The sequence below is a fragment of the Hydrogenovibrio sp. genome (assembly GCF_965140365.1).
GTDB lineage: Bacteria > Pseudomonadota > Gammaproteobacteria > Thiomicrospirales > Thiomicrospiraceae > Hydrogenovibrio.
Genome location: NZ_OZ223196.1, coordinates 2,101,499 through 2,125,649, shown reverse-complemented (window position 1 = coordinate 2,125,649; position 24,151 = coordinate 2,101,499). Strand labels below are relative to the sequence as shown.

The window sequence follows — 24,151 nt, the reverse complement described above, 5'->3', positions numbered from 1 at the left end:
TTTTGAGCTGGGTCATCATCTAAGTCGGATAGAACTTATTTGATTTTGGCTTCTTTGAAGAGAACATGCTTGCGCAGAATCGGATCGTATTTCTTGATCTCGAATTTGCCGGCCATGTTACGCTTGTTTTTATCGGTTGTATAAAAATAAGCGCTTTCTGTCGATTGAAGTTTAATTTTATCGCGCATGTCGGGCTCCCTTAAACTTTCTCACCACGTGCACGCATTTCTGCAAGCACTGACTCAATACCGTTTTTATCAATAACACGCATTCCAGAAGTGGAAACACGTAGTTTTACAAAACGGCTTTCGTTCTCAACCCAAAAACGGTGAGTTTGTAGGTTAGGTAAAAAACGACGACGAGTTTTACGATGAGAGTGGGAAACATTGTTACCGACTACAGGCTTCTTTCCTGTTACTTGGCAGACTTTGGACATTTCTCAATTCCTCTCAAAAAAGGTTAGCGAACTCGCTACCCCTGACATTAAAAATATTCGAATATTTCTATGTTAAAACAGCCTGGGTAAGACTGTGAAAAACAAGAAGCGGAATTATCCATAAAATCGAATCAAAAAGCAAGCGTCTCACTGGGAAATGTTGTTTTGGAGGTTAAAAAAATCTTTTTTCTGTAAATTCAACGGGTTTTCCGAGGTCGGAAAGGTCTTTCCAGTTGTTGGATGCCGTAAAGCAGCAAGGTGAAAATCAGCCCGGCGGTGGTCACCAGACTCAACGCGATGTAGGCAAATAAATCCGGTGCTTTCATTAAGGTGCTCATCAGGGAGTCTTCGTAGTAGAAAAACCACGGATGTGTCGGCGGAAAAATCCAGACGTGCAGTTGGTAGAATGTTTTTTCCGGCCCAACCAACGCTAGCAGGAGTGCAATGAGGCATAAACCGATTCCCAAAATCCACCAGGCCTGGCGAAAAGTCATGTATTGGCGTTGTTTGAAACGCCATAAACCGATGACAAGCCAAATACCGAAAATGACCAGGCCTGCTCGATTCAGCCAAGAGATCAGGTGGGCGACGTCCTGCAAATGGCCGATTTCCGGTGGGCGTAGCAATAAAACGTTTTGTCCGTTGTGACGATAGGCCAAGGTGTCCAATCCGTTTCCTTGGTGTTGAATCGCCTCGACAATGCCGTGGAACAGTGCCAAACGTTCGCTGCGTGACGTATTCTCAAAGCCATCTCGGTAGCGATTGTCGGGCGCATAGCGCTCGATATTTTCGTGAATGCCGGCCTGGTCGTACCAAAATGGATAGAAGAAATCCGCTTTCGCCAAAAGATGCCAGCTGATCCAAAGCGATAGCAGAAAACCGGCCCAAATCCAAATAACACTTAATCCAAAAGAGGCGCTTGTGTCGCGTCGGGTTTGGCGCATGGTTACAGCATTCCTTGTTGTGCCATGGAAGTCCAACGGCCGTGGTCGCCCAAGATAATGTGATCCAGGCAGCGCACCTCAATCAATTCCAGTGCCTGTTTTAAGCGTTGAGTCAGGGCGAGATCGGCCTGGCTGGGCGTCGGGTCGCCGGATGGATGGTTGTGCGCCAGTATCACTGCGGCAGCCTGATGATCCAGCACGGTTTGAATGACTTCGCGGGCGTGCACCGAGGCTTGGTTGAGCGTGCCGGTAAAAAGGGGCGCAAAGGCGATCAAATGATGTTGTTGATCCAATAACACCAAACCGAAGGTTTCCCGTGCCTGCTGGCCGATGTGGTGTTGCAATAAACGGGCGACGTTTTCCGGGTCAGTCAAGGCATCGCCTTTGGTCAAACCGGATTCAAAGTGGCGGCGAGAGATTTCCAAAACCGCCTGGAGTTGCACGAATTTGGCTTGCCCCAGTCCTTTGGCTTCGCAAAACTCTGTTTCATCGGCATTGAGCAGTTGGTGCAGGCTGCCGAAGTGGTCGAGTAAATCCTGTGCCAGTTCGACCGCGCTTTTGCCTTGCACACCGACACGTAGGAAAATCGCGAGCAGCTCAGCGTCGCTGAGGTGTTCAGCGCCGAACTTGAGCAGTTTTTCACGCGGACGGTCGTTTTCGTGCCAATCGGTAATTGCCATGTTTTTACGGAATTTTTGGTAAGATAAACGCCATCTTAATGAAAAGGGTTTTTACTGGCAATGTTTAAGTTTGAAATGGCCGTCCGCGATTATGAATGCGATCTGCAGGGCGTGGTGAATAACGCCGTTTACCAAAATTATCTGGAGCATGCGCGTCACGAATTTTTATTGGCCAACCAAGTGGATTTTGCGGCTTTAGCGGCGCAAGGGATCGATTTGATGGTGATTCGTGCCGAAGTGGATTATAAAGCGTCATTGCGCCCGCATGACCGTTTTTATGTGACGGTGGAAGTTGTGCCGCAGGGACGTGTTAAAGTGGTGTTCGCCCAGAACATTTATAAAGAAGACGGCACCTTGGTGGTGGCGGCGAAAACCTATGGTGCCACCGTGCAAAACGGTCGGCCGGTGCGAATGACTCCGGAATTGCTGGCATTGGCCTCCCAGGCATCGGAAGCCGGGTAGCTGTCATGAAGGTTTTATTGGGCGTCACCGGCGGCATCGCTGCCTATAAAGCGCTGGAATTGGTGCGACTGTTTGTCAAAGCCGGGCATGAAGTGCAGGTGGTGATGACCGAGGGTGCCAAGGCGTTTATTCAGCCGTTGTCTTTTCAAGCTTTGTCGGGCCACCCGGTGCGTGACCAATTGTTTGATGAAACTCAGGAAGCGGGGATGGGCCATATTGAATTGGCACGTTGGCCGGATGTGATTTTGGTGGCACCTTGTTCGGCGGAAACCCTTGCCAAATTCCGAATGGGGCGCGCCGATGATTTGTTGACGACGCTTTGTTTGGCGTCGGATAAACCGAAAATACTGGCGCCGGCCATGAACCGTTTGATGTGGCAGAATGAGGCCACTCAAGAAAACCTAGCGGTGCTTGAGCAGCGTGGTTGGCGGGTAATCCCGCCGGGAGAGGGCGAGCAGGCTTGCGGCGAAATCGGCGCCGGGCGCTTGCCAGACCCGCAAGTGATTTATGCCACGGTGGAACAGCAAGTGGCGGAAAACATGCAAAATGCCCAGGCCTGGGCGGAATTGGCAAAACGTTGGCAGGGCAAGCGCCTATTGGTTTCGGCTGGGCCGACGCAGGAAGCGATTGATCCGGTGCGTTTTTTGGGTAACCGCAGTTCCGGCAAAATGGGGTTTGCCATTGCCGAAACGGCACGTCAGTTAGGTGCGGAAGTGACGTTGGTGGCTGGGCCGGTGGCGCTGTCTGCCCATCCCGAGATTCGACGGGTGGATGTGGTGTCCGCTCAGGAGATGCTTGAAGCGGTGACTGAACAAGTTGCACATCAGGCTGTGTTTATCAGTGCGGCGGCGGTGGCTGATTTTCGGCCGGAAGCCGCGCAGGACCGTAAATTGAAAAAACAAGCCGGTCAGGAAGACATGACGTTGCGCTTGGTAAAGAACCCCGATATCGTCGCGACGGTGGCGCAAAAGTCTCCGAATGTTTTCGTTGTGGGCTTTGCCGCCGAAACAAACGATGTGTTGAAGCATGCGCGTGAAAAACTCGCCCGAAAAGGGCTGGATATGATTTGCGCTAATCAGGTCGGCGGCGGTCGTGGTTTTGAAAGCGACGAAAATCAGCTGACATTGATGACCGACGCGCGAGAACAGGCTTTGATGCCGTCGTCCAAGGCGCAACAAGCCTTGGAGCTTTTGGCGTTCATCGCGGAAGAGGCCTTTTAAAACGTCCAGGCCTGGGCGTTTTTCGATTTATGTATTTATATTCATTTACATGAGAGAGGAAGGGATCGTATTTAACGTCCGCCGTTTCTCGCGTACAATTTGATACGAACTCCCTGTTTCAAAGTAATCCTAAATTAAGTGAGGCATTATGAAAGTATCCGCGTTGAAGCAACGTTTCACCCTTCTATTCGCGAGCGCAATGATCGCATCCCTGTTGGCCGTGAGCGGCTGCACCTTTAATAAACCGACTGAGGCCTCGAAAAGCGTCTCTGTGGTGAAAGCGTTTAATGTCACCGGTTGTGAAAAACTGGGCACCACCACGGCACAGGTTCAAAGTTCTTTGGGTGGTGTGGATTTTTCGGAAGAAAAAGTGCAGGAAGAGTTGATTAATATCGCCAAAAACGATGCCGGCACTATGGGCGGCGATTCGGTGGTAGCGGTGTCTCCGGTCATCGGCGGCATGCAAAAATTCGATATTTATAAATGCGCGAAATAGCTTCGTGGCCCTCTAACCTTGTCGGGCCGGGATTTTGACCTTATGGCCAGAATCTCGGCCCATTCATTGAAGTTTTTTATTTCCTTTCTAAAATTACGTGTATGTGTATAATCAGATAAAAGCAAGTGAGTAGGGGGCATCCAATCGTTACCCTTCCCGGCTGAAATAATAGATTAAATACTATGCACTCTTATCAACCGCAACAAGCCGAGTTCCGGACGTCGATTCTTCAGCGGCTGGATGAGGTCATCGAGCCATTTTCAAGTTTTGATTCCATGTCGTTCGAGGTGGAACTGGACGCGCTTTTCTGTGTGCTGGACTCCCTGTCTTACACTTTGAAGTCCTATGGCATGAACGGTTTTTCCGACGGGTTCGCCAGCTTGAAGCGGCGGATGATGCGTGATATTCATCCGGCGTTTGAAGGCTTCGACGACTTTTTGGCGGAGCTGAAGGCGCTCCGAAACCGATTGGCGGACAGTGCCGAGACGGAATCCCTGCGGAAAGAGGACGCGCCACGGCTGTGTTTTTACGGTGTGTCGGACTCGCAAATCAATGACCTTTCGCGTCGAACCAGTGGCCTGAGTTTGCCGGAAGTGGTTTTCCATTCTCCGACGGCGTTATCCGAGTTGCGGCGTCGGGACATCCTCGTATTTTCGTTGCCTGAAAGCGAACAACACAATCTATCGTTTCTGGCCAATGTCATGGAACAGCATTTTCCGTTAGAGCAGGCCATTTACCTTGCGTCCAGCGAAGACATGGCTTTGCGGCTGGATTTATCCCGACATGGATTTCAATTCTTTTTTGTTTGGCCGGAAGACAGCTTTTATTTTCGACGCCACTTTTATCAGCTTTATCATAATATTGCCGCGCAGTATCAACCTTATCGTGTTTGTTTGATCGGCCAGGACGATGAATGCCGGAATCTGGAAGCGCACTTGCGCGGGCTGGGAGTGCAGACGGCGCATTACCCCGAAGCGGAGCAGGCTTTGGCGGCGGTGCGTAAGGGGCTGCCGGACGCCATTGTGCTGAATCAGGATGCGACGGATGAGGTGGCTTCCACGCATACGGCATTACGTCAGTTCCCGAATATGAAAATGGTGCCGGTGTTTCATTTTCAGACGGTACCGGAACATTTGGCGAAATTGGACGCCTTCAATCATTACCAGGAAGATGTGGTGTTGCCGAAAGGTGTGCCGGTCTACCGCTTGGGCACGCAAATTCTGGCGCGATTGGATCATGAACGGGACTTGCGTTATTTGACCGAGGCGGCCGATAACGCTTTGCAAAAAGCCATCGATTATAAAACCGGACTTGATTTTCATAACATTATTTCCGTGGCGGATCGAAAAGGGCGGATTATCGAGGTCAACGATACTTTTTGTCGTGTCAGTGGGTATTCGCGGGGTGAGTTGCTGGGGCAAGATCACCGTATCGTTAATTCGGGTCAACATCCGGCCAGTTTTTTTGCCGAGATGTGGCGCACCATCGCTTCCGGACAACCTTGGCGGGGCGAGGTGTGTAATCGAGCTAAGTCGGGGCAGTTGTATTGGGTGGAGTCCAGTATCATTCCCATTTTGGATACCAAAGGTCGGCCGGAAAAATACATTTCCATTCGAACCGATGTCACTCACATCAAACAGACCGAGCAACGGTTGATGGATGCACAGTCCATGGCCAAGATCAGTTATTGGCAGCTGGACCTGCAAAATCAGACCTTGGAGTGGTCGGATACCATTTACGATATTTTTGGCTATGATCGCGAGCGTTTTCCGCCGGATGTTGAAGGCTTTGAATCAATTGTGCATCCGGAGGATTATGACGATGTGGTGGCGGCCAAAGCCAAATTCGTTCAGCCGGGCGGTTATGCTTTTGTACATCGCATTATTCGGGCAGACGGCGCCATTCGTTTTATTCAACAGCAAGGTCATCCGGTACTTGATGAGGACGGTAATGTAATTTTTATTTCCGGCTTTGCGCAGGATGTGACGGAGGTTAAAGCCGCCGAAAGCGCTTTGAAAATCAGTGAAGATCGTTTGAATCGCAGCCAGAGTTTTGCCAATATCGGCACTTGGGACTGGAATATTCAAACGGGCGAGCTCTTCTGGTCTGACCAGATAGCCCCTTTGTTTGGCGGCGAGCGCGTGGAAATGGAATCCAGTTTTGACAATTTTGTTGAGGCCTTGCACCCCGATGATCGGCAGGTGGTGTTGGACGCGATTACCGCCTGTGTTGAAGAAGGTGAGGACTATAATGTCGAGCATCGGGTGGTCTGGGACGATGGCACGGTGCGTTGGTTGCAGGAGCGCGGCGATGTAGTACGCTCTCAAAATGGTGATGCCTTGCGGATGCTCGGGATCGTGCAGGATATAACACATCGTAAACAGGCCGAGCAGGATTTGATCGATGCCGTTAAGCGAGCTGAGAAAGCCGATCAAGCCAAGAGTAATTTCTTGTCCAGCATGAGTCATGAGTTGCGAACGCCTTTAAATGCAATTATCGGTTTTGCGGAACTGTTGAAAGATGACGGCTTGTCTGAGCGTCAGTTGCGGCAGGTACATAATATCGCCGACAGCGGTGAACATTTGCTGGCACTGATTAATCAGTTATTGGAACTGTCTCAAATCGAAGAAGGCGAGGTGCCTATCAATGTCGAACCCATTTGTCTGGAAAACCTGATTAAAAGCAGTCTGTCGACAATTGAACCCTTAGCGAATAAGCATCGCATTTCGGTTTTGCCGATTCAGTGGCATGAGTTTGATCATCAGATCAAAGTGGATGGGTTGCGCTTCAAGCAGGTGCTGTTGAATCTTTTGTCGAATGCGGTTAAATACAACCGTCCGAACGGGACCATTCAGTTGAAAGCGCAAACTATTGTGTTGCCAGGAGGGAGTCAGCGTGTTCGAATCGTCGTCACGGATACCGGTTATGGCATTCCATTGGAAAAGCAATCTCAGGTGTTTGCCGCTTATAAGCGATTGGGTCAGGAAACTTCCGAGATTGAAGGTACCGGCATTGGTTTGAGTATTACTCGGAAGTTGGTGGAATTAATGGACGGTGAAATCGGTTTTAGCAGCGAAGAAGGTAAGGGATCGTCTTTTTGGGTGACGTTTCCTTTGGTGGGAGCCGATGCCCCTGAGGCGGAGCCGATTGAGTTATCAACGGACTTTGAGTGTACCGATTGCTTGGTGAAAGTGCTGTTGGTCGATGACAATCCGAACAATATGCGTTTGCTCGCTGAAGCGAGTCATGAATTGAATGGCGTTGAATTAAATATTGCGCCGAACCTTGAACTTGGCGAGGAGATGCTCAGTTCTTATGGGCCGAATCTGGTTTTGATCGGTCGGCGATTGGCACCGAACGAAGCATTGGAAACGCTTCAGAGATATCAGCGCGTCAGTGTCGCTTCCGGCGATATCCTTTATTGCCTATTAGCGGATTTTGTTTTGGATGAAATCGATTGCACCTTGCCGATGGAATTGTCGGACGAGGATGTGGCGGTTATCATCGCCAAAGCGAGGGGAATGTCGAATGGTTAAGGGCCGGTTACACGATACGAATATTCTGGTGGTGGATGATCAGCAGATGAATCTCGATCTGGTACAAGACTTACTGCAGGCCGAGGGGTTTCGACACATTCACACCATTAAAGACCCGTTACAGTTAAATTTACTGTTAAATCAGTTGGAGATTGATTTGGTGCTGTTGGACATCAATATGCCGATTTTGGACGGGTTTGCCTCCCTAGCGCTGATTCGCCAGTATTTCACGGCGGATGAGAGGCCGCCGGTGATTATGTTGACCGCTCAAAATGATCAGGATAACCGAGTCAAAGCTTTAAAAAGCGGTGCCAGTGATTATGTGATGAAGCCGTTCAATCGTTATGAGTTGCTTAAACGCATTGAAATTCAGTTGGAAAACTGGCTGATGAAAAAAATGCTTCGTCAGCAGAACAAACGATTGGAACAAAAAGTTTGGGAAAGAACGAAAGCGCTCGAAGATGCGCATCATGAAATCATTTATCGCCTTGGGCGGGCAGCGGAATATCGCGATAACGAAACGGGGAACCACGTGAAACGGGTCAGTTATTACTCCGAAAAAATTGCGTTAAAGGCTGGCCTGGGTAAAAGTAAGGCGCATATGATACGAATTGCTTCGCCGATGCATGATGTGGGTAAGATCGGTATTTCCGATGAAATCATGTTGAAACCCGGTAAGTTATCCGACGAAGAATATTTTGAAATGCAGCGTCATGTTGAAATCGGGGCAGAAATTCTGGAGGGTCATGATTCTGAGGTTCTGCGAATCGCTTACGAAATTGCGTTGACCCATCATGAAAAATATAACGGTAAAGGCTATCCCAAGGGGCTGGTGGGGGATGAAATTCCCGTTTCCGGGCGTATTGTGGCGATTGCCGATGTGTTTGATGCCTTAACGTCCGAACGGCCCTATAAAAAAGCCTGGAGCGTGGAAAAAGCCATTCACTTAATTGAGTCGGAAAAAGGCGCGCACTTCGACCCTTACTTGGTGGAATGTTTTATGTCTATTTTGCCTGAAATTCTTGAAATTAAGGAAGCCTATTCCGATAGCGGAGGGGCGTGAAATACCGATAAACAGGGGGTGACGGCAGGGTCTTTTTTTGACGGGCGAGGCTCGGCACAGTAGAATGCCCAGAATAACTGCAAGCTTTTCGTATGGCTGGCGGTGTCTTTTCACTTTATAAGAGAGCTTTGCACGAGATGGATTCACGGCTAAAAATGGCTAAAATCTTCCTGAATGTCGTTGAAAAACTCGTTAATAGCCAGCTATTAGCGTCGTTTTCCGCCTAATTCAGAAAAATTTTATCTCATTTCTTCCTCGCGTCCCACTCGTGCAAAGCTCTCTATAAAAAAGTGGTTTTCGAGTCTTAAGGCTCGGTCAAACTTGCGTTCGGTGACCTGAGCGCGTTTCCAATCCATCAAGTGCCTTGAGGCGTTTTGGTGCACGTTATAACAATTATAAAATAAGGGTGATTTATGTCATCGCTTCGTTATTTACAACTCTGTCTGTTCAGCTTTTTGACGTTGTTTGGTTCGGTCGTTCAAGCGGAATATAATTTTGCTGGCGGAGTTTGGTTCAATTACAACTATTCGTTCGATGACGGTTCCGACGAACCGAATAACGGCAATTTCGGCGACGAAGCCTTTGTGATTTATGCGGATGGCGCGGCCGACCCGGGAGACGGAATCTGGTCTTATGCCGCCGAGTGGCGAATGGGGCCGGGAAGTTTTACCGATCCGAAACATAATTCCACCGGCAATCAAATGTCGATGAAGCGCGCTTGGGTGGGGTTTGATTTAGTCCAAAACAATACGCTCAAGATTGGTAAGAGCCAGGTGCCGTTTGGTTGGAAAACTTACAACTTTTGGCCAGGGGATATGTTGATTGGGGCCTACGGCGATGAAATGGATGTGGGCTTGAAGTGGCACGGCGAAACGGAAAAACTGCTATACGATCTGGCCTATTATCACCAAGATGACTTTGGCGACACCAGTAGTGATACCATGGATGATAACAACCATTGGGGGTCGCATGCCGGTGGCAAAACCCGTTATCGAAAAGTCCAGACCTGGGTGGGCAATTTTGCGGTCAATGTGAATGAAAACCATCAGGTGGGGGTGTCGTTGCAAGCCGGTCAACTGCAAAACATTTACGATGCCAGTGGCAACGATGTTGATAACCACCCGGTGGACGGTAGTCATGCTGCGGGGGTGGTTTATTATAAGGGGCATTTTGGTGCTACCTTTGTGAATGCACAGGTGATTCAGACTCAACGGCGCCTGCCGACGATTTATGCCGAGAGTGATGGCTTGGAAAAGACCATTGAAAACACCCGTTATGCGTTTGAAGTTGGCCGCTCAAGCGGCAATTGGACGTATTACCTCGATGCCACTTGGGCCGATTCTCAGACCAAAGGGAACCATGCCGGGCTGGTGTCAGCTTACGCACCGGGCATTAAATATGATTACGGTCCCGGTTGGTTATATGCCGAGTATCTGACCCAGGACGGCTACATCGGCATGGATGGTAACGTTGGTGAGGGGGATTTCTCGGCCTTGTATCTGACGGTGGATTTTTATTTTTAACACGGGGAGCCTTGGCGTTTTAATACATCCGAAACCGAAAAAGACAACCGATAAGGAAGCCTTATGAGTCAAACAACACAGACTGAAACCAATCCAGAAACAAAGCCAGAAGCGGCGAAGCTCAATCCGCCCGTTTTTTATACCGCATCAGGTCTGGTCATTTTAATCCTTCTTTACGCGGCGCTTTTGCCGAACCATGCGGACAGCTTTTTTGGGAATATGCAAGATGCCATTGTGGATAACGGTAGCTGGTTTTATGTCCTAACGGTGGCGATTCTATTGATTACGGTGGTCTTTTTGGGGTTGTCGCGTTACGGCGATATCAAGCTCGGGCCCGATCACGCCACGCCGGATTATTCCAATCTGACTTGGTTTTCGATGTTATTTTCCGCCGGGATGGGGATTGGCTTAATGTTTTTTGGCGTGGCCGAGCCAGTGATGCATTTTCTCTCCCCACCGGTGGGCGCGCCAGAGACGGTTGAAGCCGCGCGCAGTGCCATGAAAATTACGTTCTTCCATTGGGGGATGCACGCCTGGGCAATTTACGCCATTGTTGCGTTGATATTGGCTTTTTTCAGCTACCGGCACGGCCTGCCGCTGACGTTGCGTTCGGCGTTGTATCCGATTATCGGAGAGCGTATTTACGGGCCGATAGGGCATGCGGTGGATGTCTTTGCTGTCATCGGTACGATTTTTGGGATCGCCACCTCACTTGGTTACGGCGTGCTGCAAATGAACAGCGGTTTGAATTACTTGTTTGACGTGCCGGTGGATGTCATTACTCAGGTGGTGTTGATCGTGGTGGTGACGGGCTTGGCCGGTGTGTCGGTTGCGACCGGCTTGGATAAAGGAATCCGCCGGTTGTCGGAATTGAATATGGGCTTGGCCATCACCTTAATGCTGCTGGTTTTATTTTTAGGGTCCACCGTATTTTTGTTGCAGGCGTTGATTCAAAATGCCGGGAACTATTTGTCCAGCATCGTCAAAGAGACGTTTTTCCTGTTTGCTTATGAAAAAACCGATTGGATCGGTGGTTGGACCATCTTGTATTGGGCTTGGTGGTTGGCCTGGGCGCCATTTGTCGGGTTGTTTATCGCTCGGGTATCACGTGGACGTACCATTCGTGAGTTTGCGACCGGTGTGCTGTTTGTGCCGGTGGGTTTCAGTATGATGTGGTTTACCTTTTTCGGGAACTCGGCCATCGACATGATTATGAACCAGGGCATGGCGAGTTTAGGGGAAGTGGTTTCTGAAGACGTGGCCATTGCCTTGTTTGCCTTTTTAGGGCATTTTCCGTTTGGCGATGTTTTGTCCTTTATCGCCATTTTGATGGTGGTGATCTTTTTTGTGACCTCGGCGGATTCCGGGGCCTTAGTCGTGAATATGCTGTGTTCTAATGGGCGAGACGATACGCCGCTTTGGCAGCGTTTGTATTGGGTTGTCGGTGTGGGGCTAATCGCGGCAATTTTGCTGTTGGTCGGTGGTTTAGGTGCTTTGCAAACCATGACGATTGCCAGTGCCCTGCCGTTTTCACTGGTATTGCTGGTGGCTACTTACGGCCTGATTATGGCGTTGCGCGTGGATCTGGCCAAGCGCGAAAGCTTGCAAATGAATGTATCACCGGCACCGTCGGCTCTGGACGACAATTGGAAGCAACGATTGCACAATATCGTGGATTATCCGAGTAAAACTGTGGTCAGCCGCTACGTTCGTACCGTGGCGAAACAGGCCTGTGAAGAGGTCAGTCAGGAGCTGCAGCTTCAAGGGTTGAATGCGGTGGTCGAGTTAGATTCCGAACGTGATCGCGTCACTCTCAAAGTTCAGCACGGCGATGAAACCGATTTTGTCTATGAAGTTCGAAGCCGGTCGCATCTTAAACCGGAGTTCACGCAAGTGGAATTACCGGAAGACGAAATGGACGAAACCGCGCATTATTACCGGGCGGAGATTCATTTGCAGGAAGGCGGGCAGGATTACGATGTCATGGGCTGGTCGAAACAAGCGATCATCCAGGACATTATTGATCATTACCATAAGCATATGCACTTCCTGCATGTTTTGCGTTAATGCTTAACCGGTGACCAAACTTTGCCCCAGCAGTCCTAGGCAGAAGCCGAGTACCGCGCCTAATGGCGGTGCCCAGTGGTGTTGCATGCGTGATTGGGGGGCGATGTCCTGAAAAATCAAATACAGGATGCCGCCGGATGCAAACAACATCACGGCACCGAGCAGGCCTTCGCTTTCGGCAAAATAGGTGTAACCCAATAAGCCGATGATCGGCCCGAGCATGGCTAATAACAACATAAAACCGAGAATTTTGTGTTTGTTGCTGCCGGGTTGGGCCACCAGTTCGCGGTAGGCGTTGAAGCCTTCCGGTAAGTTTTGCAGGCCGATGAAGAGCGCCAGTAACGGGGCCGTGGGGGAGCCCAGCGCGAAAGCCCCGCCTAAGGCTAACGACTCCGGAAGATAGTCGAGCAACATGGCGGTGAACTGCGGTTTTTCACGGCGCTTTAATCCTAAAAAACGTTCCATCATAAAGAAGGTGACTCCGCCAGCCAGGAAAATCAAAACACTCCATAAATCGTGTCGGACGTATTCCTTCCCTTCCGGCACCAACACCAGGGCAACGGCCGCCACCAATATGCCGCCGCCAAAGGCGATGACGCCATGGCGTAACTCGTTTTCCAGCCATCTCGGACGAATGCTTTCAAAATACCCCAAGAGTCCGCCCAACGGAATGCAGGCGCCGGCAAACAAGGTCAATAACAGAATCAGGGTGAGTTCGTTCACAAGGGGGCTCTCAGAAGTGTGGTGGAAACGTCATCCTACTGGATGTTTTGAAAGGAGTCAAAGCATCCTGAAGCAACTCGCGCCCGACGATTTGAAGCCACCGATGATGGTGACTGGTGTAGAATAAATCGGTTTTTAAATTCGAATACAGGAGCCTGTTTATGACGATGCAAGTGCAATACAAAATTCTTGATCCCCGTCTCGGAAATGAAATTGAACGGCCGACTTATGGAACCCGCGGTTCGGCCGGGTTGGATTTACGTGCTTGCATAGACGACGCCATGACCATTGAACCGGGTCAAACGGTGTTGATTCCGACTGGGATAGCGATTCACTTGGATGACCCCGGGTTGGCCGCCATGTTGTTGCCGCGTTCTGGGTTGGGGCATAAACACGGCATCGTACTGGGTAATTTAGTGGGGCTAATCGACTCCGATTATCAGGGGCCTTTGATGGTGTCTTGTTGGAACCGGAGCGACCAAGCTTATACCGTTGAAGTAGGGGAGCGTATCGCTCAGATGGTCATCGTGCCGGTTTTGCAACCTGTCTTTACCCAAGTCGAAGAATTTGGCGATGCCACCGAGCGCGGCGAAGGTGGTTTTGGCCATACCGGCACACATTAACCGGAACGCTCGGAAAAAGCTTGTCATATCGCTGTTATGTTCAGACGGTATGATGGCGCGATAATTTTGATTCAAAATAGGAAACGGCATGGCTCAAGTGGACCCACGTATTTTTCGAACCTACGATATTCGCGGCATTGTCGATCAGGCCATGACCGATGAAACGGTCTATTATGTCGGGCAGGCGCTGGGCTCGGAAATGTTGGCCGTCGGCGAGACGCAAATCGTGCTGGGTCGCGATGGACGTTTATCCGGTGAACGCTTTGCGCACTTGATGTCGGAAGGGCTGCGTTCGACGGGGGTCAAGGTCATTGATCTCGGTGCGGTCATGACGCCGATGGTTTATTTTGCCGCTGAAATTTTACCGGGCGGACATTCCTGTGTCGTCATTACCGGCTCCCATAATCCGCCGGATTATAATGGCATTAAAATGGTCATTGATGGCGTCACGCTTTATGGCGAACACATCCAAAAACTCCTGCAACGTATCCAAAACGACGATTTTGTCAAATCCGCCAGGCCTGGTGATTATCAGACCTATGACATCTTTCCGTCCTACCGGGAACGTATCGTTTCCGGTATTGCGTTAAAACGTCCTTTAAAGGTGGTAGTGGATGCCGGTAACGGCATTGCCGGTGCGTTTGCCCCAGAGATTATCAAAGCCTTGGGCTGTGAGGTCACCGCGATCTTCTGTGATGTGGATGGCACCTTTCCGAACCATCACCCCGACCCGGCTAAGTTGAAGAATTTGCAAGACCTTGCAGAAAAGGTGGTCGAGTTGGGCGCCGATGTGGGGTTGGCATTCGATGGGGATGGTGACCGCTGTGGCGTGGTGGATAACGCTGGCGAACCTTTATATCCAGATCGTCAGATGATGCTGTACGCTCGCGATGTCTTGACGCGTCAACCCGGCGCCGAGGTGATTTACGATATTAAATGTACCGCTTTGCTGCCGAAAGTGGTGGAAGCCGCCGGCGGTCACGCTACCATGTGGAAAACAGGTCATTCCTATATGAAAGCGAAAATGCGCGAGTCCGGCGCGGCCCTTGGTGGGGAAGTGTCCGGCCATATGTTTTTTAAAGAACGTTGGTATGGGTTCGATGACGGTGTTTACACCGCCGCACGTATGTTGGAGATTTTATCGACCCAGTCGCAGACAGCGGCGGCGTTATTCGCGGCTTTGCCGAATGCCTACAACACCCCGGAAATTGATATTCCCTTTGAAGAAGGGCTGCATTATGCTTTTATGGAAAAAATTAAAGCGGTGGCGGATTTCAGTGATGCCAAAGTGTTTGATTTGGACGGTTTGCGGGTCGATTTCGAAGATGGTTGGGGGTTGATTCGGCCTTCTAATACGTCGCCGGTCATCGTATTGCGCTTTGAGGGCGAAACGCCGGAAGCGCTGGCCCGGATTCAGCAGCGTTTTAAAACCTTGATGTTGTCGGTTGACCCGAGTTTGACGCTACCATTTTAAGTCTATGAAAATATCCTGATTTTGTGCGTTGTTTTATATTGTGTAATGTGGCTGTCATGATTAAAATAGGATTCACGACTATATAACGATAAAACAGTGGACGTTCATGGAGCAACGACTCAGAGGGGCGATTAAAGCCATTCAGGGAGTGAAAATTCCCGATTTACCGAAAGAAATCATGGAGCTGGACTCTGCACTCTCCAGCAAGTTTCCAAACAACCAACAAATCACCGAGATTATTGAAAGTAATACCAAGCTTTCCGGCGAAGTCATTCGCATCGTTAATTCGCCGATTATGAAATTGAAAACACCGGTTAAATCGATTCGGGAAGCGGTGGATGTGCTGGGTTACAACAACTTGAAAAATCTGGTGGTGTCGGCGGCGATTCAAAATTTATTTAACACTCGCGAAGTTCAAGAAATCATCGAACACTCTAAAGACACGGCGTTTTGTTGTGCCGAACTGTCGGAATATGTACACGATGTGTCACGAGATGAAGCCTATCTGCTCGGATTATTCCATAACGGCGGGTGTTTGTTATTAGCGACCAAAGACCCGGAAAATTACCAAAAAGTGTTTTCGTTGATTAACACCAACCCGGTCAGTGGTGTGAAAAAAGAAATCGAACGTTATGGTTCAGCACATACCGACATCGGTATTTTGATTGGTCAAAAATGGAAATTGCCGGTCGAGATGCTCAATGTCATTATGTTGCACCATATGTCGCACTCTAATATCGGGAAGGATAAAGTGCGCGGCATGATCGCGATGGTTAAAATCGCTAATGTGATTGTTAATGAAGTCTCGTTTGGTGCTTACATGACCGATGAAGCACGACAATATCTGGCCGAAGCGCAAGAAGAGTTAATGTTGTCGAATGAAACCGTTAATGGGTTGAGACGTGTATTGATTAGCTCGACCTGAAATGGTTAGGCCGGACTGTTGTTCCGGCGAAATATTAAGAGAGCTTTGCACGAGTGGGGTGCGATAGAAAAATGAGATAAAATTTTTCTGAATTAGGCGGAAAACGCAGTGAATAGCTGGCTATTTGCCAGTTTTTCAACGACATTCAGGGAAATTTTAGCCATTTTTATCCGTGCATCCATCTCGTGCAAAGCTCTCATTAAGTGTTTGAAAGGGGCGCCCGCTTGCGGAGCGCCCTTTTTAGTTTTTCGACCGCGCGCCGCAATGTTTCTTCGTCCGTTGTGTAGGCTAAGCGCACATGCTGCTGGGCGCGGTAATGACCGAAATCTGTGCCGGGAGTTAACGCCACGCCGGTTTCGTGCAACAGTTCCAGGCAAAAGGCTTCGGCATTATCGCTGAAAGCTGAAATGTCCCAATAAAGGTAAAAAGCGCCATCCGGGCAAAGGCGGGGTGCAAATCCGGCTTCTTGCATGGCTTGCATTAAGGTATCACGGCGTTTTTGGAAGGTTTGGCGACGTTGCTCCAGTTCGGCCAGTGCGTCGGGTTTCAAAACCGCCAAAGCACCGTATTGCGATAAGGTCGGTGCGGAGAGAAACAGGTTTTGGCCCAGACGTTCTAGCGTGGGAACTAAGAAAGCCGGCGCGACGATCCAGCCGAGGCGCCAGCCGGTCATGCAGAAAAATTTTGAAAAAGAGTTGATGACCAATACATTGTCCAAGTGGGCGCAGCGGCTGAGAATGGATTCGGCCGGGCGGTCATACACCAAGCCCTGATAGATTTCATCCACCAACAAATAGGCACCTTTTCGCGCCGCAAACTTGGCCATGGCGACCAACTCATCGGCTTCAATAATCGTGCCGGTGGGGTTGGAGGGGCTGGCGACCATCACCACTTTGATGCCGTCTTGCCAATGAGATTTCAGTGACGATAACGTCAGCTGGTAACGCGTACTTTCGGTGACGGGCACGCTGATGAGCTGGCCTTGCAGCTGGCGCACGAATTCGCGATTGCAGGGATAGGTCGGGTCGGTCATCAATACCTTGTCTTTGGGGTTCAACAAGGCGGTCAGCAACAGTTGTAATCCGCTGGAAGAACCGGGTGTCAACATAATGCGTTCTGCCGGCACTTCAGCACCGTAGAAGCCTCGGTAGAAATTGGAGAGTGCCGTGTGCAGTTCCGGTAAGCCAAGTGTGGGGGTGTAATGCGTTTGTCCGGCATTCATCGCCTGTTGAGCGGCATCATGTACTTGCGGTAGAGAGCTGAAATCCGGTTCGCCGATTTCCATGTGAATAATGTCATGCCCTTGCGCTTCAAGGGTTTTGGCTTCGCCGAGAATTTTCATGACATGAAAGGGTTGGATCTGGCGGGCGATGTCTGCGATAGGGTAAGGTTCTGGTGAGAAGGGGTTCATTGCGGAGCGGTTCTAATTTCTGATATTGGATTGCTGAAAAAGAATATCCTATCATGTTCCGCTAATCTTGCGGAGCCGTTGTTTGTAAAGTACTCCTGGCGAGTTTAGATGTTGAAGCACGTTTTTTGTAATGGGTTGGGAGGCTAAAAGTAGCTAAAAGTATCTGGAATTTTGGTTGAACGAAAACGTCCAGGCCTGGTCAATTTACCAAAACCATTCAAAAGTAATTGAAGTCGACATTGCTTGATGAGAAAGCAGGTGTTACATTGGCGTTTTATAAAACTGGGCCGAGCATTGCAATCGCGTTATTTAATAATTTCTGGCGTCTTGTCCAGCCTTGTACCATTTCGGCGTTAACCTGTTTAGAGTTGGCAAGGTAACTGCATTGTCGTTCATATATTTTTGCGGTTAAGGAAGCGTCGTAAAACAAAATATTGTTCTCGTAATTGAGTTCAAAACTTCGACGGTCCATATTGGCTGATCCAATTAAGGTTACCTCTCTATCTATGGTTAACGATTTGGTATGCAATAATCCGCCTTGATACTCAAAAATACGCACGCCGGCGGCCAGTAACTCAGCATAATAACTGTGGCTAGCTGCTGCAACAATCCAAGAGTCATTACGCGCTGGAAAAATAACGGTGGTTTTAACACCACGACGCGCACTGGCGCACAAGGCGGCTTGCATGGGTTCATCGGGCACATAATATGGCGTTGTAATAACCAGTTGATGACGAGCTGCATACATAAGTGTTTCAAATATTTCGGGCATGGCTGAATAGCGAACTGTTGGGCCAGTTCCAATCACTTGAGCGATAAAGCCCGATTGCTTTTTGGTGTTTATTGAGCTTTCGGTCTTGTTTAAATTAGCTTGATTGACGGAACTTAGGGTTAAAGGTTGCTTAAGAAGATAACCAATATCTTCGCCCGTTTCAGATTCCCAGTCGCAGGCAAATAAATATTGATTTTGACGGGTAATTGCACCTTCGAATCGCATCATTATATCCACCCAAGGTGCGTATTTTGCCTTTATTTTAAACTCAGGGTCGGCACAGTTTTGGCTCCCGCTATAGGTAATGATATTGTCAATAACAACAATTTTACGGTGGTTACGTAAATCAACACGCCCTTTTAACGAACCTAATAAGAAGCGGCCAATAGGCAGGGCCTCGGCTAAGTGTACGCCCGCTTGTCGCATGGCTTTCCAATGGGATGATGTGATTATAGAGCGCGAACCGAGACCATCTGCCATGACTCTACAGGTTACACCACGTTTGGCCGCCCTTTTGAGTGCATTAACAAGATGACAGCCATTATTGTCGGCCAACCAAATATAAAATATTACATGAACATGATTTTGCGCGGCATCAATATCGGCTACAATCGATGCAATGGCGCTGTTTGAATCTTGCATGAGTTGCGCATGGTTGCCGCCCACAGGCGCAAAACCATTGACGGTTTTTCCCACCTCAAACAAATGCGCATAGTGCTTTGGAATGTGAATTTCAGAAGTCGTAAACTCTTTTTCTAACACATCCGAAACATTGGGCAATTTAGAAATGACTTGACGCATTCGGGCGACACGGCGTCGACCAATATTGGTTTCGCCTAATAACAAATAAGCCACAATCCCTAATATAGGTAAGGCAATAATCAGAACAATCCAAGCGATGCGTGAAGTCGGCTCGCGATGGGGACGTAACAGCACCCGCACAATCAGCGCGATTATAATGGCGATATGCAAGATTAAAAATCCTGTGCCAATTAACGCATTTTGACTCATGTACTCATCTCGTTTATCGGCCTATACAAATTCAATTCATATTCCAATTCATTACCGCTCAAATCCTAGCACTTCATCAGCAAAAGCGCTCAGAGTAAATATCAACTCAAAATTTACCTCTCTTGAGGGCGGCTCTTTTGACAGAAGGACGGCTTCATTTCGGCCTTCGATATGGTTCAAATATGGCGTGGTTAAAATGCTATATCCTATCATGTTCCGTTAAGCATGCGAAATGGTTGACAGTGTGTAAACAGCCTCGTAAGAAGATGTTAAGTGCTAAAATAGTTCTTTTGAAGTGGCCCCTAAAAAGGCGCCCTGTTTTTTGACTTGAATTCAAACGGCCAGGCCTGGCCGTTTGAGAGATGAGTATTTTTAGGAGAAATTATGCCTTCATTCGACATTGTTTCCGAGTTGGATCAGCATGAACTGACCAATGCCGTGGATCAAGCCAATAAAGAAGTGACGACACGTTATGACTTTAAGGGAACCGGCTCGAGTTTTGAACTGAATGATTCGATGGTGACCATGAAAACCGAGTCCGACTTTCAGTTGCAGCAGATGCTGGATATTCTGATTCAAAAAGCCAATCGTCGAGGAATCGACGTGAAGTGTATGGATGTCAAGGACCCGGATATTCAGTTAAAAGCCGCTAAACAAGTGATTGAAATGAAAGAAGGGCTGGACGCGCCTTTAGCGAAAAAAATCATCAAAGCCATTAAGGATTCCAAGCTGAAAGTGCAGGCGGCTAAGCAAGAAGATACCATTCGAGTAACCGGCAAAAAACGGGATGATTTGCAAGCCGTGATGCAGCTTTTGAAGGGCATGGAAGATCTGGAAATGCCGCTGCAGTTCAATAATTTTCGAGATTAAAGCTCAACAAAATCGTTACATGGTCGATACAGTGTTCAGGCTTGGTTATTTATAAAATACAGAGAGGTTAACCTCCAACGCCAAGCTGTCACAGTTCATCGACCAGAAATGAAAATGTGATTCTACGACTCACGGTATGTGGTGCCGTGATTAAACAAGGGAAAGTTGTTTAATATCGTGGAGTACGCACTTATGATTATCCAGTCTTCTGCTGTTCAGCTCGAACAGTATCATCGCTATGATGCTCAGCGCACGGAAAAAACCGTGGCGGCATTGGGTGAAAACATTAATGCCGCCTTCGGCCGGCAAGGCGCTATAAGCGTCAATTTCCAGCAATCCGAACAATTCCATTATCGTAATGACTCGTGGCAACGTTTTGAATCCGCTTCTGAAGTGACGGATGGTGACAGCCAAACGGTTCACCAACGAGAGCAGTTGACTCAGGAACTGATTCAGGTCAGCTTGGCGGGAGAGGCGGCCAGTATTGCAAACCAACGGGTATTCCCGGCCGGTGACGGACCAGGTGTCAGTGTAACGGGGGAAGTCGCTTTTGAGTTTGCCCATCAGCTCAGGATTCAAACACGGAGCTATTCGGCTATGGCGGCAGACGGTCAGGTCACTTTGGCCGATGGGCGTAGCATTAATTTCAATTTGTTTACGTCGCATTCCTCGATGACGAAGATTGCCTCAGAAACCAAGGTGTCGATGAGCGTTCAGGCCATGACCGACCCGTTAGTGATTAATTTTGGCACCGATTCGGTGGCTTTAAGTGACCAGTACTTTGAATTCGATTTGAATGGGGATGGTCAGGAGCAATCATTGGCGCAATTGGGGCAGGGCAGTGGTTATCTGGTGCTGGACTTGAATGGCGATGGTCGAGTGAACGACGGTTCCGAATTGTTCGGTACTGAAAGCGGCAATGGATTCGTCGATTTGGCGAAATATGATGTCGATGGTAACGGTTGGATTGATGAAGCCGATCCGATTTTCCAAAAATTGCAGCTCTGGACGGATCAGTCAAATGACGCGCAGATGGTCAGCCTTGCATCAAAAGGAGTGGGAGCCATATACCTTGGAAATGTTGAACAGAGTGAAGATTTGCGTAGCTCGCAAGGAGAAATGCTGGGTCAGGTAAAGGCCGCCGGAGTCGTATTGATGGAAGACGGTAATGTGCGTACAGCGCAATCAATTGATCTGGCCGACCGTGTTGCCGAGGAAGACCTGGATCCGGACGCTACCTCGATGTTATCAGAGCATCAGGCGTCCCAGTTTCAGGCCTTTACCGAAGCGATGAATCAGGTACAACAAGCGCAAAGAAGTTGGCAGGATCGAATGAGTCAAGCATCGGTATTTAAAAGTCACGAACCGGAAGAGACGAAAGATGCAAAAACGTTTTTTGAACAGTTGCTTGAGTACATTCGTCAGGCCATGGCTGAGCGTAAAGCGCTACTGGATAAAATCGAAAGCCGTTATTCCGATTGATACGGTTGTCAGCCCCGCTTATTGCTTGGCGGGGTGTTTGACCATATCCAATGCTTCGGCCGGTACCATCTGTTTCACTTCCGCCAAGCTATCGTCAAACCAAGCGATGAATTGTTTAATTTCATCCAGAGAGACGGTTTCATTGATGAAGGTGATGGCCGTTTGAACATGACCGGCACGATTTTCCGGCAAGATCGAGAATTTTGCGAAATTCAGGTTGCGATTCAGAGACGTGACCAGCACGAAAATTTTCGGTGAATGTTGATATTTTTCTTTGATTTCGTATAAACGGCTGACCACAATGCGACTTAAGCCATTTTGAATGAGTTTGGGTTCCAGAATGTAGTTATGCTGATTATACACCACCACAAACTGATCTTGAGAAACCTTATGAACGGTGTAGCCCCGGTCTTGCAAGGCGTTGGAAAGCGTTTTCGTTGCCTCGGCATTATTTTGACCCTTGAGGTTAATCAAAACATCACTTTGTGAAGCCGACGGTTGGGTGGACAGGCTTTCGCAACCGGCCAAAAGCAAGAGTGATGTCAGAAGCAGAGCTGTGAATCGCATGAAAGGTTTCCTAGATTATTTGGGATGCTTGCATTGTAGCGGTGCGCAAGCCGCGACTCAAGCAAAAGGCGATATGTTACGGCGTTAATCCGTGATTAAAATGGTAGAATAGGCGCTTTAATCCCTTTTGTTAAGAGTCCGTCATGAGAGTTCAGAACACCATGAATTTAAATAAAGCTCAAGCCCAGAACATCGCGTCCGTTCTCGCGGAAGCCTTACCTTATATTCAACGATTCGCCGGTAAAACCATTGTGGTGAAATACGGCGGTAATGCGATGATTGAGGAATCCTTGAAAAACGGTTTTGCGCGTGACATCGTGTTGATGAAGTTGGTGGGGATGAACCCGGTGGTGGTGCATGGCGGTGGCCCGCAAATCGGTAACCTGTTGGAAAGGGTTGGCAAGGAATCGGAATTCATTCAGGGCATGCGGGTGACGGACTCCGAAACCATGGACATTGTGGAAATGGTCTTGGGTGGTATGGTCAACAAAGAAATCGTTAACCTTATTCACCAGCATAAAGGCAACGCCGTCGGCTTGACCGGTAAAGACGGCAATTTGATTCAGGCACGTAAGTTGGAAATGACCACCTTTAACGAGTCGATGAATGCGCCGGAATTGATTGACCTCGGGCACGTCGGAGAAGTGGTGCGCATTAATACCAAGGTTTTGGATATGTTGATTCAGGACGATTTCATCCCGGTGATTGCCCCGGTGGGCGTCGATTATGATGGCCACTCTTATAATATCAATGCCGATTTGGTGGCCGGCAAGGTCGCCGAGGCGCTCCAGGCCGAAAAATTGATGCTCTTGACCAATACGCCGGGATTGCTCGATAAACAGGGAGAGTTGTTGACTGGCTTGAATGCCAGCACCGTGGATGCGTTGATTCAAGATGGCACCATTTATGGCGGCATGCTTCCGAAAATTCAGTGTGCGGTGGATGCGGTGCAGAGTGGCGTCAAATCCGCTCACATCATTGACGGACGTGTCGAACATGCCGTCATGTTGGAAGTCTTCACCGATGAAGGTGTCGGCACCCTGATCACATCTCGATAATGATTCGGTTGAACAGCGGGAACGGATAGCGACGCATGCAGGATCAATTGTTGCTGTTCGCCATTTCGTTTGTGGCCAACCTCTTATCGGCTCTGGCGGGCGGAGGTGCCGGTCTATTGCAGTTACCGGCGTTATTGTTTTTGGGTTTGCCGTTCAGTGTGGCGCTTGCTACACATAAGCTCGCCAGTGTCTTTCTCGGGCTGGGCGCCACAGCCCGGCATTTGCAATCCTCTCAATTTGATATTCGTTTTGTCGGTTTGATTCTCCTGTCGGGCTTGCCGGGTGTTCTGCTTGGTGCGAACCTTATTCTGCAAATTGACGATCACTGGGCGCAGTTGGCACTCGGTATCTTAACCTTGAGCTTGGGCGTCTATTCGTATGTTAGACCTGACTTGGGGCATGCTTTTGATCCGAAACACCGAAATCTTCCAGGCCTGCTGTTGGGTGGTTTGGTGTTGTTTGCCATTGGTACGGTGAATGGCTCTCTGACCTCCGGTTCCGGGCTGTTTGTCACCCTTTGGTTGATTGTCTGGTTCGGTTTGGATTATAAGGCTGCGGTGGCTTATACGTTGGTATTGGTCGGCATTTTTTGGAATGGATTTGGGGCCGCCACCTTAGGATGGCTCGGCCATATTCAGTGGGATTGGCTGCCGGCGCTGATACTGGGCTCTTTAATCGGTGGCTACCTTGGCGCGCACTTTTCGATTATCAAAGGCAACCAATTAGTGAAACGCAGTTTTGAAATAGTCACTGTGTGCGTCGGTGTGGCCTTAATTGTTCGAGCGCTTTGATTTAGGACGCTCCACGC

Annotated in this window: 22 protein-coding genes; 14 read left to right on the top strand and 8 right to left on the bottom strand. The window is 49.0% G+C overall.

From position 1 onward, the window contains the following. Positions 1 to 35 precede the first annotated feature (35 nt). From rpmG to radC, 4 genes are all read right to left on the bottom strand, one after another. Positions 36 to 188, bottom strand: a complete 153-nt coding sequence (rpmG, locus tag AC0KH7_RS10095; RefSeq protein WP_029938870.1) for a 50S ribosomal protein L33 — start codon at positions 186 to 188, stop codon at positions 36 to 38. Between the two features lie 11 nt (positions 189 to 199). Then, complete coding sequence (gene rpmB, locus AC0KH7_RS10090) at positions 200 to 436, bottom strand: 50S ribosomal protein L28 (protein ID WP_081836833.1); 237 nt, start codon at positions 434 to 436, stop codon at positions 200 to 202. A gap of 197 nt (positions 437 to 633) precedes the next feature. Further along, the gene (locus AC0KH7_RS10085) at positions 634 to 1,380 is read right to left on the bottom strand and encodes a lipoprotein intramolecular transacylase Lit (protein ID WP_472373054.1); all 747 of its coding nucleotides are present in this window, start codon (positions 1,378 to 1,380) and stop codon (positions 634 to 636) included. Positions 1,381 to 1,382: 2 nt separating this feature from the next. Beyond that, complete coding sequence (radC, locus tag AC0KH7_RS10080) at positions 1,383 to 2,060, bottom strand: RadC family protein (RefSeq protein WP_472373052.1); 678 nt, start codon at positions 2,058 to 2,060, stop codon at positions 1,383 to 1,385. A 60-nt stretch (positions 2,061 to 2,120) separates the two neighbouring features. Between radC and AC0KH7_RS10075 the strand changes: the two genes are divergently transcribed. From AC0KH7_RS10075 to AC0KH7_RS10045, 7 genes are all read left to right on the top strand, one after another. After that, positions 2,121 to 2,522, top strand: a complete 402-nt coding sequence (locus AC0KH7_RS10075) for an acyl-CoA thioesterase (protein WP_472373050.1) — start codon at positions 2,121 to 2,123, stop codon at positions 2,520 to 2,522. 5 nt (positions 2,523 to 2,527) lie between these two features. Then, the gene (gene coaBC / locus AC0KH7_RS10070) at positions 2,528 to 3,742 is read left to right on the top strand and encodes a bifunctional phosphopantothenoylcysteine decarboxylase/phosphopantothenate--cysteine ligase CoaBC (RefSeq protein ID WP_472373048.1); all 1,215 of its coding nucleotides are present in this window, start codon (positions 2,528 to 2,530) and stop codon (positions 3,740 to 3,742) included. 148 nt (positions 3,743 to 3,890) lie between these two features. Beyond that, entirely contained in the window at positions 3,891 to 4,238 is a 348-nt protein-coding gene (locus AC0KH7_RS10065; RefSeq protein WP_472373046.1) for a DUF4156 domain-containing protein, read from the top strand. A 182-nt stretch (positions 4,239 to 4,420) separates the two neighbouring features. Then, positions 4,421 to 7,774: a PAS domain-containing protein gene (locus AC0KH7_RS10060; RefSeq protein ID WP_472373044.1), complete on the top strand. Its 3,354-nt coding sequence runs from the start codon at positions 4,421 to 4,423 to the stop codon at positions 7,772 to 7,774. Next, positions 7,767 to 8,837 carry an HD-GYP domain-containing protein gene (locus tag AC0KH7_RS10055; protein ID WP_472373042.1) on the top strand — a complete coding sequence of 357 codons (1,071 nt, stop codon included), beginning with the start codon at positions 7,767 to 7,769 and terminating at the stop codon, positions 8,835 to 8,837. Before AC0KH7_RS10060 ends, AC0KH7_RS10055 begins: the two co-directional genes overlap by 8 nt. 413 nt (positions 8,838 to 9,250) lie before the next feature. Continuing rightward, positions 9,251 to 10,360 (top strand): hypothetical protein, encoded by a 1,110-nt coding sequence (locus AC0KH7_RS10050; protein ID WP_472373040.1) that lies wholly within the window; start codon positions 9,251 to 9,253, stop codon positions 10,358 to 10,360. 63 nt (positions 10,361 to 10,423) lie between these two features. Then, on the top strand, positions 10,424 to 12,427 hold the full coding sequence (locus AC0KH7_RS10045) for a BCCT family transporter (RefSeq protein ID WP_472373038.1): 2,004 nt from the start codon (positions 10,424 to 10,426) through the stop codon (positions 12,425 to 12,427). A gap of 3 nt (positions 12,428 to 12,430) precedes the next feature. Here the strand turns inward: AC0KH7_RS10045 and AC0KH7_RS10040 are convergent, their stop codons facing one another. Then, positions 12,431 to 13,150, bottom strand: a complete 720-nt coding sequence (locus tag AC0KH7_RS10040) for a ZIP family metal transporter (RefSeq protein WP_472373036.1) — start codon at positions 13,148 to 13,150, stop codon at positions 12,431 to 12,433. Positions 13,151 to 13,311: 161 nt separating this feature from the next. Between AC0KH7_RS10040 and dut the strand changes: the two genes are divergently transcribed. The 3 genes from dut to AC0KH7_RS10025 all read left to right on the top strand — a co-directional run bounded on the left by dut (position 13,312) and on the right by AC0KH7_RS10025 (position 16,172). Then, the gene (gene dut, locus AC0KH7_RS10035) at positions 13,312 to 13,773 is read left to right on the top strand and encodes a dUTP diphosphatase (protein WP_472373034.1); all 462 of its coding nucleotides are present in this window, start codon (positions 13,312 to 13,314) and stop codon (positions 13,771 to 13,773) included. Positions 13,774 to 13,861: 88 nt separating this feature from the next. Beyond that, a complete protein-coding gene (locus AC0KH7_RS10030; protein WP_472373032.1) occupies positions 13,862 to 15,247 on the top strand; it encodes a phosphomannomutase/phosphoglucomutase in 1,386 nt (461 codons plus the stop codon). A gap of 106 nt (positions 15,248 to 15,353) precedes the next feature. Further along, on the top strand, positions 15,354 to 16,172 hold the full coding sequence (locus tag AC0KH7_RS10025; RefSeq protein WP_472373030.1) for an HDOD domain-containing protein: 819 nt from the start codon (positions 15,354 to 15,356) through the stop codon (positions 16,170 to 16,172). Positions 16,173 to 16,371: 199 nt separating this feature from the next. Here the strand turns inward: AC0KH7_RS10025 and AC0KH7_RS10020 are convergent, their stop codons facing one another. Both AC0KH7_RS10020 and cls read right to left on the bottom strand, forming a co-directional pair. Further along, a complete protein-coding gene (locus AC0KH7_RS10020; protein ID WP_472373028.1) occupies positions 16,372 to 17,583 on the bottom strand; it encodes an aminotransferase class I/II-fold pyridoxal phosphate-dependent enzyme in 1,212 nt (403 codons plus the stop codon). A 274-nt stretch (positions 17,584 to 17,857) separates the two neighbouring features. Then, complete coding sequence (cls, locus tag AC0KH7_RS10015; protein WP_472373026.1) at positions 17,858 to 19,366, bottom strand: cardiolipin synthase; 1,509 nt, start codon at positions 19,364 to 19,366, stop codon at positions 17,858 to 17,860. A gap of 384 nt (positions 19,367 to 19,750) precedes the next feature. On the opposite strand from cls, the gene AC0KH7_RS10010 reads away from it, so the two are divergent. Together AC0KH7_RS10010 and AC0KH7_RS10005 are read left to right on the top strand one after the other, a co-directional pair. Next, on the top strand, positions 19,751 to 20,236 hold the full coding sequence (locus AC0KH7_RS10010) for a YajQ family cyclic di-GMP-binding protein (RefSeq protein WP_472373024.1): 486 nt from the start codon (positions 19,751 to 19,753) through the stop codon (positions 20,234 to 20,236). 192 nt (positions 20,237 to 20,428) lie between these two features. Next, on the top strand, positions 20,429 to 21,718 hold the full coding sequence (locus tag AC0KH7_RS10005) for a hypothetical protein (protein ID WP_472373022.1): 1,290 nt from the start codon (positions 20,429 to 20,431) through the stop codon (positions 21,716 to 21,718). Between the two features lie 18 nt (positions 21,719 to 21,736). Here AC0KH7_RS10005 and AC0KH7_RS10000 read toward each other — a convergent pair whose 3' ends face one another. Further along, a complete protein-coding gene (locus AC0KH7_RS10000; RefSeq protein ID WP_472373020.1) occupies positions 21,737 to 22,285 on the bottom strand; it encodes a YbjN domain-containing protein in 549 nt (182 codons plus the stop codon). 143 nt (positions 22,286 to 22,428) lie between these two features. On the opposite strand from AC0KH7_RS10000, the gene argB reads away from it, so the two are divergent. Both argB and AC0KH7_RS09990 read left to right on the top strand, forming a co-directional pair. Next, positions 22,429 to 23,343 carry an acetylglutamate kinase gene (gene argB / locus AC0KH7_RS09995; protein WP_472373019.1) on the top strand — a complete coding sequence of 305 codons (915 nt, stop codon included), beginning with the start codon at positions 22,429 to 22,431 and terminating at the stop codon, positions 23,341 to 23,343. Positions 23,344 to 23,378: 35 nt separating this feature from the next. Beyond that, positions 23,379 to 24,134: a sulfite exporter TauE/SafE family protein gene (locus tag AC0KH7_RS09990; protein WP_472373017.1), complete on the top strand. Its 756-nt coding sequence runs from the start codon at positions 23,379 to 23,381 to the stop codon at positions 24,132 to 24,134. Positions 24,135 to 24,151: the final 17 nt, after the last annotated feature.

Coding starts and splice junctions, on each gene's coding strand:
- rpmG (WP_029938870.1), bottom strand. CDS start 188: ATGCGCGATAAAATTAAACTTCAATCGACAGAAAGCGCTTATTTTTAT.
- rpmB (WP_081836833.1), bottom strand. CDS start 436: ATGTCCAAAGTCTGCCAAGTAACAGGAAAGAAGCCTGTAGTCGGTAAC.
- AC0KH7_RS10085 (WP_472373054.1), bottom strand. CDS start 1,380: ATGCGCCAAACCCGACGCGACACAAGCGCCTCTTTTGGATTAAGTGTT.
- radC (WP_472373052.1), bottom strand. CDS start 2,060: ATGGCAATTACCGATTGGCACGAAAACGACCGTCCGCGTGAAAAACTG.
- AC0KH7_RS10075 (WP_472373050.1), top strand. CDS start 2,121: ATGTTTAAGTTTGAAATGGCCGTCCGCGATTATGAATGCGATCTGCAG.
- coaBC (WP_472373048.1), top strand. CDS start 2,528: ATGAAGGTTTTATTGGGCGTCACCGGCGGCATCGCTGCCTATAAAGCG.
- AC0KH7_RS10065 (WP_472373046.1), top strand. CDS start 3,891: ATGAAAGTATCCGCGTTGAAGCAACGTTTCACCCTTCTATTCGCGAGC.
- AC0KH7_RS10060 (WP_472373044.1), top strand. CDS start 4,421: ATGCACTCTTATCAACCGCAACAAGCCGAGTTCCGGACGTCGATTCTT.
- AC0KH7_RS10055 (WP_472373042.1), top strand. CDS start 7,767: ATGGTTAAGGGCCGGTTACACGATACGAATATTCTGGTGGTGGATGAT.
- AC0KH7_RS10050 (WP_472373040.1), top strand. CDS start 9,251: ATGTCATCGCTTCGTTATTTACAACTCTGTCTGTTCAGCTTTTTGACG.
- AC0KH7_RS10045 (WP_472373038.1), top strand. CDS start 10,424: ATGAGTCAAACAACACAGACTGAAACCAATCCAGAAACAAAGCCAGAA.
- dut (WP_472373034.1), top strand. CDS start 13,312: ATGACGATGCAAGTGCAATACAAAATTCTTGATCCCCGTCTCGGAAAT.
- AC0KH7_RS10030 (WP_472373032.1), top strand. CDS start 13,862: ATGGCTCAAGTGGACCCACGTATTTTTCGAACCTACGATATTCGCGGC.
- AC0KH7_RS10025 (WP_472373030.1), top strand. CDS start 15,354: ATGGAGCAACGACTCAGAGGGGCGATTAAAGCCATTCAGGGAGTGAAA.
- AC0KH7_RS10020 (WP_472373028.1), bottom strand. CDS start 17,583: ATGAACCCCTTCTCACCAGAACCTTACCCTATCGCAGACATCGCCCGC.
- cls (WP_472373026.1), bottom strand. CDS start 19,366: ATGAGTCAAAATGCGTTAATTGGCACAGGATTTTTAATCTTGCATATC.
- AC0KH7_RS10010 (WP_472373024.1), top strand. CDS start 19,751: ATGCCTTCATTCGACATTGTTTCCGAGTTGGATCAGCATGAACTGACC.
- AC0KH7_RS10005 (WP_472373022.1), top strand. CDS start 20,429: ATGATTATCCAGTCTTCTGCTGTTCAGCTCGAACAGTATCATCGCTAT.
- AC0KH7_RS10000 (WP_472373020.1), bottom strand. CDS start 22,285: ATGCGATTCACAGCTCTGCTTCTGACATCACTCTTGCTTTTGGCCGGT.
- argB (WP_472373019.1), top strand. CDS start 22,429: ATGAGAGTTCAGAACACCATGAATTTAAATAAAGCTCAAGCCCAGAAC.
- AC0KH7_RS09990 (WP_472373017.1), top strand. CDS start 23,379: ATGCAGGATCAATTGTTGCTGTTCGCCATTTCGTTTGTGGCCAACCTC.